This is a genomic window from Nocardiopsis sp. NPDC055824 (genome assembly GCF_053616335.1).
In genome coordinates this window covers 1-7,324 of record NZ_JBSHDN010000270.1, presented here as the reverse complement: position 1 = coordinate 7,324, position 7,324 = coordinate 1, and the positions used below count along the sequence as shown (strand labels likewise).

At 72.6% G+C, this 7,324-nt stretch carries 6 protein-coding genes; all 6 read right to left on the bottom strand.

The genetic code is table 11. The features are described 5' to 3' along the window. Positions 1-65: 65 nt before the first annotated feature. On the bottom strand, positions 66-422 hold the full coding sequence (locus ACWGL3_RS29795; protein WP_267946030.1) for a helix-turn-helix domain-containing protein: 357 nt from the start codon (positions 420-422) through the stop codon (positions 66-68). Between the two features lie 159 nt (positions 423-581). Continuing rightward, positions 582-1,139, bottom strand: coding sequence for a CinA family protein (locus ACWGL3_RS29790; RefSeq protein WP_267946031.1), 558 nt, complete (start codon positions 1,137-1,139; stop codon positions 582-584). After that, entirely contained in the window at positions 1,136-1,738 is a 603-nt protein-coding gene (pgsA, locus tag ACWGL3_RS29785; RefSeq protein ID WP_267946032.1) for a CDP-diacylglycerol--glycerol-3-phosphate 3-phosphatidyltransferase, read from the bottom strand. The genes ACWGL3_RS29790 and pgsA overlap by 4 nt, the downstream gene beginning before the upstream one ends. Further along, a complete protein-coding gene (rimO, locus tag ACWGL3_RS29780) occupies positions 1,735-3,183 on the bottom strand; it encodes a 30S ribosomal protein S12 methylthiotransferase RimO (RefSeq protein ID WP_267946033.1) in 1,449 nt (482 codons plus the stop codon). The genes pgsA and rimO overlap by 4 nt, the downstream gene beginning before the upstream one ends. A 173-nt stretch (positions 3,184-3,356) precedes the next feature. Continuing rightward, on the bottom strand, positions 3,357-4,463 hold the full coding sequence (locus ACWGL3_RS29775; RefSeq protein ID WP_267946034.1) for a helix-turn-helix domain-containing protein: 1,107 nt from the start codon (positions 4,461-4,463) through the stop codon (positions 3,357-3,359). Positions 4,464-4,656: 193 nt separating this feature from the next. Beyond that, complete coding sequence (locus ACWGL3_RS29770) at positions 4,657-7,143, bottom strand: DNA translocase FtsK (protein ID WP_344184298.1); 2,487 nt, start codon at positions 7,141-7,143, stop codon at positions 4,657-4,659. Between the last annotated feature and the right edge of the window lie 181 nt (positions 7,144-7,324).

Below are 7,324 nucleotides of genomic sequence, written 5' to 3'. Positions count from 1 at the left end.
ACCCTCAGGTGGCCGGCTCCTTCACGTGGTCAGGGTGCGGCTGTACGGACAGTTCCCGGCCGGGGTCAGACCCCGACCATGTCGGCGACCTGGGGAACACGATCCGGTACCGGCTCGATGCCGAGGTCCTGGGCGGGGACGGGGTCGGTCGTGACCGTGTCACCCAGCAGAGCGGCCTCCTGCAGCTCGGCGAGGGCGAGCTGGTCGGAGACCTCCCTCAGAACCTGCGAAAGCGGGACCCCCAGGGCCCCGCAGATCGACGAGAGCAGTTCGGAAGAGGCTTCCTTCTGCCCTCGCTCGACCTCGGACAGGTATCCGAGGGATACACGCGCATCGGCCGACACCTCGCGGAGGGTGCGGCCCTGGCGCTGCCGCAGCCGCCTGAGCACGTCACCCAGTAGGTGACGAAGCAGGACCATCATTCGCGCTCCCTCCCACCGGTAGCGACCTTCATATACAACACCGTACCTGCCCCACGCCCGATTCGGGCACCTCTTGCCGTCCTGTTCGCTGGAGGGGGAACCTCACTCGGGGGTGGTTTTGTTCCCGAGTGCCGGGAGAGGGAGAACTGCTCCAATGGTTCAGGTCCGGGTGTTTCCCGCCGTGCTCCCGCGAACAACCGAGTCCAGGAGCGACAGCGCGCCCTCGACCGTGCGGTATCGGATACCCGCACGATCCCCGGTGAAACTGAACCGGCGGACGAACGTCCGGTCGTCCCAGGTGGCGACGGCCGCATAGACGGTGCCGACGGGCTGCCCGTCCTGGGGTTGGGGTCCGGCGACGCCGGTCACCGCGACCCCGTGGTCGGCGCCGAACAGGCGCCTGGCGCCGCGGGCCATGTGGGCGGCCACGTCGGGGTGCACGGCTCCGTGCTCGGCCAGGAGGTCCTCGGGGACCCCCAGGACGGCCGCCTTGGCATCGGTGGCGTAGGTCACCACGCCGCCGCGGTAGGTGCGGGAGGAACCGGGGACGGCGGTCAGGTGGGCGCCGATCAGGCCGCCCGTCAGGGACTCGGCGGTGGCGCAGGTCCCACCGCTCTCCAGCAGGGCGCGGTGGACGGCCCCGGCAGCCGTCAGCGACTCGACGGGGAACTCCCTGACCTCGGAGCCCAGACCCACCCGGTCCTCCTGCTGGTTCATCCCCCGGTGTCCCTCCTCGCGCGCACGGCGCGCACGGCGTCCAGCACGTAGGCCCCGCCGGTCCACAGGGTCACGAACAGGGCCGCGCCCATCACGATGTGCGCGAACCACACGAAGAGGTCGCTGAACGGCAGGACCTGGAGCGGGAACAGGTAGACGCTGATGGCCACGATCTGGAGGACCGTCTTGAGCTTGCCGCCCCTGCTCGCCGGCATGACGACGTAGCGCAGGACCGCGAAGCGCAGGGCGGTGACGCCCCACTCGCGGACCAGGATCGCGATGGTCACCCACCACCACAGGTCGCCCTGGAGGGACAGCACGACGAGCGCGGACCCGGTGAGCGCCTTGTCCGCGATCGGATCGACGATCTTGCCGAAGTCGGTGACCAGGTTGTGGCGGCGGGCGAGCTCGCCGTCGATGCGGTCGGTGATGGCGGCGATCACGAAGACGGCGAAGGCGGCGAACCGCCACCATGAGCCGTCCAGGAACATGAACCACACGAAGACCGGGACCATGACCAGGCGGCTCATGGTGAGGATGTTCGCGATGTTCCACAGCGGAACGTGGGGGGCGGGCGTCGCCGCGTCGTGGGTGCTCATCTGTCCCCGGCTTCCCCGCCCGGCCGGGTCTCGTCCTGCTCGGCGACGAGGTCGGCGCCGGCCGACTGGACGACCGTGGCGGGCACCAGGTCGCCGACGGCGAGGCCCTCGCCGTACAGGATGGTGCTGCCGTCCACCTCGGGGGCCTGGTGGTCGGCCCGGCCCTCGTAGGCGCCGTCCTCCAGCACGCTCTCCACCAGGACGGTCACCTCGGTGCCGATCCGCTCCTCGGCCCGCTGGACCATCAGCTCCTCGGAGAGCCGGTTGAGCCGGTCCACGCGCTCCTGGACCACCTCGGCCGGGAGCTTGCCCTCGTGGGAGAGGGCCTCGGTCCCGTCCTCGTCCGAGTAGCCGAAGATGCCGATGGCGTCGAGGCGGGCCTCGGAGAGGAAGGAGACCAGGTCCTCGAACTCGGCCTCGGTCTCACCGGGGAAGCCCACGATGAAGTTCGAGCGCGCCCCGGCCTCGGGGGTCCGCTTGCGCACGGTCTCCAGGAGCTCCAGGAAGCGCTCGCGGTCGCCGAAGCGGCGCATGCGGCGCAGCAGGGTGCCGCTGGCGTGCTGGAAGGACAGGTCGAAGTAGGGGACGACGCCGGGGGTGCCGGTGAGGACGTCCACCAGGCCGGGACGGACCTCGGCGGGCTGGAGGTAGCTGACGCGGACGCGCTCCAGGCCCTCCACCGCGGCGAGGCGGGGCAGCAGCTTCTCCAGGGCGCGCACGTCGCCCAGGTCCTTGCCGTAGGACGTGGAGTTCTCGCTGACCAGGAAGACCTCGCGGACGCCCTCCCCCGCCAGCCACTCGGCCTCGCGCACGATCTCGTCGGGGTGCCGGGAGAGGTAGGCCCCGCGGAAGGTCGGGATGGCGCAGAAGGTGCAGCGGCGGTCGCAGCCCGAGGCGATCTTGAGGTTGGCGACCGGCCCGCCGGTGAGGCGGCGGCGCGGGACCGCCGCGCGGTAGGGCAGCTCGGTGCCGTCGGCCCCGGGCGCCTCGGCGAAGCCCGCGTGGCCGGGGACGTGCACCTGGGAGGCGTCGCGGTCGGCGGGGCTGATGGGCAGGAGCGTGCGCCGGTCGCGGGGGTCGTGCGGGACGAGCTTGCGGCCGGCCACGACGTCGTCGAGCCGGTCGGTGATGGCGGAGTAGTCGTCGAACCCGATGACCTGGGCCTCGGGGAGGGCGTCGGCCAGCTCGGAGCCGTACCGTTCTGCCATGCACCCCGCGGCCACGACCTTGCCGCCGTTCTCGGCCGCTTCGAGGAGGGTCTCGATGGAGTCCTGTTTGGCCGCGTCGATGAACCCGCAGGTGTTGACCACGGTGACGTCGGCCTTGGTGTCGCCGTCGACGAGGTCCCAGCCGCCCGCGGACAGACGCCCGGCCAGCTCTTCGGAGTCGACCTCGTTACGCGCACACCCCAGGGTGACGAGAGAGACAGTACGGCGCGATGACATGGCTTCCAAGCGTGTGGGAGAGCTTCGAGTGTGATGCGGGGGCCGGGGCGGACCGCTCGGACCGCGCGCACGGCGCGGCGCCGGTGGGCGCCGCCCGCAGCCCCCCACATTACCTTGGTCGGCTCACCCGCCCGTACCCCGGCCCGCCTTCCCCCAGGCAGCGGGCCGTGACGTCACCGGTCGAAGCCGTCGGGGCCGATGGCGACCTCCTTGACCTCACCGATCTCCCCGGCGGGCCCGAGGACCTCGCCGTCGACGGAGACCTCGACCGAGCCGGCGTCGCCGACCCACAGGCTGACGCCCTCCTCCGTCGCGTACTCCTGCGGCTCGCCCTTCAGGAGGAAGCCGGTGAACAGGTCGCTGCCGTCGGGGGCGGTGACCTTGATCCAGCTGCGTCCGGCGGACTCCAGCCCGAGGGTGAACTCGGCGGGCTCCTCGGCCTGTTCCGCCGCGGGCACGACGGCCGCGTCGTCCGCGCCCGCCCGCCCCTCCCCCGGGAGGACCGCGGAGTCCACGGTCTCGCCGCCCCCGTTGGACTCGAACGCGGTGCGCAGCGGGTTGCCCCCGTCCCAGTCCTGCCAGGTGCGGACGCCGACGACGACTCCCAGGAGGATGATGACGCCGACCACGGCCCAGGGCCAGTGGCGGCGGACCGCCTCGCCCCGCCGCCTGCGCGCGGCCGTGACCGCGGGGCGCGGCGCGGGCCTCGTGTCCCCGGGCCGGGTGCCGGCGTCCTCCCTCGGCCTCGGGACGCCCCGGGTGCCCCGCCGGGAGCCGGCCTCCTGCGCTCCGGGGCCGGCGTCCTCCTCCCCGCGGGAACGGCCCCCGCGCACGCCGGGGCGCAGGCGCTGGTCCCGCTCGAAGTGGCCCCAACGCTCGGCGGCGGCACCGGGGTCGTCCTCGCCGAAGCTCGGGAGCGGCCCCGCCATCGGCTCCTCGTCGTCGGCCGCGTACGCCTCGCCCCGCTCGGCGGCCACCGCCGCCCTGACCGCGGCGGGCGAGGCCGCCGGGTGGCGCGGCGGGGGGACGAAGGCCGGGGCGTCCGACGACGCGTGCTCGCGGTCGTACTCGGCCAGCAGCGGCGCCGGGTCCAGGCCGAGCGCCCTGCTGAGGCCGCGGATGTGGCCGCGTGCGTAGAAGTCCCCGCCGCAGGGGACGAAGTCCTCCTCCTCGATGCCCTTGAGGACCGACTGCCGTATGCGCGTACGGGCGCTGAGGTCCGCGACCGTGTACCCCGCCGCGATTCGGGCGCCGGACAGGGTCTGACCGATCGTCGCCATGCGCACTCCTTCCGCGACTGTGTGTGACTGAATGGTCTCCACTCTGCCGTCCGGGGGTCGCCGACGCAGTTCACCACGCCCCATGAAGCTCTCAAGAACACGCCAAAGAGGGCACCGGCGCACAGAATGTCACCGCCTCCGTGCGGCAGGAGCGTGCTCCGGCGAAGGCCAGCGCCCCCGCCCGCGGGCCGGCTCAGCCCCCGCGGATCTCCGTCAGAACGCCCGGGAGCTCGTCCGGCGTGACGAGGACGTCGCGCGCCTTGGAGCCCTCGCTGGGGCCCACGACGTCGCGGCTCTCCATCAGGTCCATCAGGCGGCCCGCCTTCGCGAAGCCGACGCGCAGTTTGCGCTGGAGCATGGACGTCGACCCGAACTGGGTGGTGACCACCAGTTCGACGGCCTGGAGGAGGAGGTCGAGGTCGTCGCCGATGTCCTCGTCGATCTCCTTCTTCTTGCCCTCGGGGGCCGCGACGTCCTCGCGGTAGCTGGGCTCGGACTGCTTCTTGCAGTGCTCGACGATCGCCCGGATCTCCTTCTCGCTGACCCAGGCGTTCTGGAGGCGGATGGACTTGCCCGCGCCCATCGGCAGGAAGAGGGAGTCGCCCTTGCCCACCAGCTTCTCGGCACCGGGCTGGTCGAGGATGACGCGGCTGTCGGCGAGGCTGGAGGTGGCGAAGGCGAGCCGGGAGGGCACGTTGGCCTTGATCAGCCCGGTGACGACGTCGACGCTGGGCCGCTGGGTCGCGAGCACCAGGTGGATCCCGGCGGCACGGGCCAGCTGCGTGATGCGCACGACCGCGTCCTCGACGTCGCGCGGGGCGACCATCATCAGGTCGGCCAGCTCGTCCACGATCACCAGCAGGTACGGGTAGGCCTCGTACACGCGCTCGCTGCCCGGAGGGGCGGTCAGCTGCCCGGCGCGCACGGCGGCGTTGAAGTCGTCCACGTGCCGGTACCCCGAGGCCGCCAGGTCGTCGTAGCGGCGGTCCATCTCCCCCACCACCCACTGCAGGGCCTCCGCGGCCCGCTTGGGGTTGGTGATGATGGGCGTGATCAGGTGCGGGATGCCCTCGTACATGGTCAGCTCGACCCGCTTGGGGTCGACCAGGATCATCCGCACCTCGTCGGGGGTCGCCCGCATCATCAGCGAGGTGATCAGCCCGTTGATGCAGGTGGACTTGCCTGCGCCGGTCGCGCCGGCCACCAGCACGTGCGGCATCTTGGCCAGGTTGGCCACCACGTTGGAGCCCTCGACGTCCTTGCCCAGGCCCACCAGCATGGGGTGGTCGTCGGAGGTCGCGGCCGTCGAGCCCAGGACGTCGCCGAGGCTGACGAGGTCCTTGTCGGTGTTGGGGATCTCGATGCCGATCGCGGACTTGCCGGGGATGGGCGACTGGATCCGCACGTCGGCGCTCTTGACCGCCAGGGAGATGTTCTTGGCCAGCGCGGTGACCTTCTCGACCTTGACGGCCGGGCCCAGCTCGATCTCGTAGCGGGTGACGGTGGGGCCGCGCGTGAACCCGGTGACCTCGGCGTCGATGCCGAACTGGGTCAGCACCCCCGACAGCGCGGCGACCACGTCGTCGTTGGCCTTGGTGCGGGGCTTGACCGGGCTGCCCGGCTTGAGCATCCCCGGCGCCGGCAGCTCGTAGTCGCCCTCGACCACCCGGGAGGGGATGGTCAGCTGCTCGGTCACGGCGGGGGGCGGCGTGGGGTCGGGGACGTCGACCTTCTTGCGGCCCGGCCTCTTCTTCCCGGCCGCGGTCGCGGCCGCCGCTGCGGCCTCCTCCTCGTCGGTGAGGGCGGGGGCGACGGGCTCCACCGGCACCACCGGGCTGTCGTAGGGGCGCTCGTGATCGCCCGCCACCGTCCCGGCCTCCGCCTCCTTCTTCGGCTTGCGCTTGCGGGGCCGAGCGGCCTTGGGCGCGGGGTCCGCGCCGAGGATGCCGATGCCCGAGTCGGGACCGGTGTCCCGCTCCATGAGGGCGTTGAACAGCGTCTGGAGGCGTTCGGGGACGCGCCGGATGGGGGTGGCGGTGACCACCAGGACGCCGAAGACCAGCACGAGGGCGAGCAGGACGCCGGTCAGCCACGGGGTGACGACGGCGCTGAGGGGGCCCGCCGCGACGAAGCCGATGAGCCCTCCCGACTCCTGGAGAGCCTCCAGGCCGTCGGAGGGCTCCGGGAGGCCGTTGGCGATGTGGATCAGCCCGAGCAGCCCCAGCATGATCGAGACGGTGCCGATGAACAGCCGCCCGCCGTCCCCCTCCCGGCCCGAGCCGGGGGTGCGCATGAGCTTGACCGAGACCGGCAGGAACAGCAGCGGCAGGATCGGCGAGAACGTGCCGAAGCCGCCGACCACGATCATGCGGGTGTACTCCAGCAGCGGCCCCTCGCTCCGCCACCACACGGCGGCGGCGACGAGGACGCCCGCGGCCAGCAGGACCAGGCCGATGCCGTCGCGGCGCAGGTCGGGGTCGAGGTCGCGCGCGCTGCGGCCGACGGCGCGCGCGGCGCCGCCCACGGTGTGCGCGACCAGTTTCCACAGCACGAGCAGGAACTGGCCGAACATGGTGAAGGCGAAGGCGATGGGCCCGTCCGGCATGCGCTTCTTCGGCGCGGGCTTGCGGGCGGCGGGCTTCTTGCGTCCGGAACCACCGGAGGAGGCACGCGTGGCCATCGGGGTCACCTCCACGGGGGACGGGGTCGGTCGGACGGCCGGGCAGAACGGCCCGTCACGGCGGGCAGCCTACTGAAGCGTCCACCTCCTTGGCCCGTACCGGGACGGCGTGTCGCCCGAATCGGCCGGCGGCACCCCGCCCGCGGCGCTCCCGGGGGCCGCCCGGCCCACGGGAATGGCC

Bases quoted from the DNA above. Each gene is read 5' to 3' on its own strand.
- ACWGL3_RS29770 (WP_344184298.1), bottom strand. From the start codon at position 7,143: ATGGCCACGCGTGCCTCCTCCGGTGGTTCCGGACGCAAGAAGCCCGCC.
- ACWGL3_RS29795 (WP_267946030.1), bottom strand. From the start codon at position 422: ATGATGGTCCTGCTTCGTCACCTACTGGGTGACGTGCTCAGGCGGCTG.
- pgsA (WP_267946032.1), bottom strand. From the start codon at position 1,738: ATGAGCACCCACGACGCGGCGACGCCCGCCCCCCACGTTCCGCTGTGG.
- ACWGL3_RS29775 (WP_267946034.1), bottom strand. From the start codon at position 4,463: ATGGCGACGATCGGTCAGACCCTGTCCGGCGCCCGAATCGCGGCGGGG.
- rimO (WP_267946033.1), bottom strand. From the start codon at position 3,183: ATGTCATCGCGCCGTACTGTCTCTCTCGTCACCCTGGGGTGTGCGCGT.
- ACWGL3_RS29790 (WP_267946031.1), bottom strand. From the start codon at position 1,139: ATGAACCAGCAGGAGGACCGGGTGGGTCTGGGCTCCGAGGTCAGGGAG.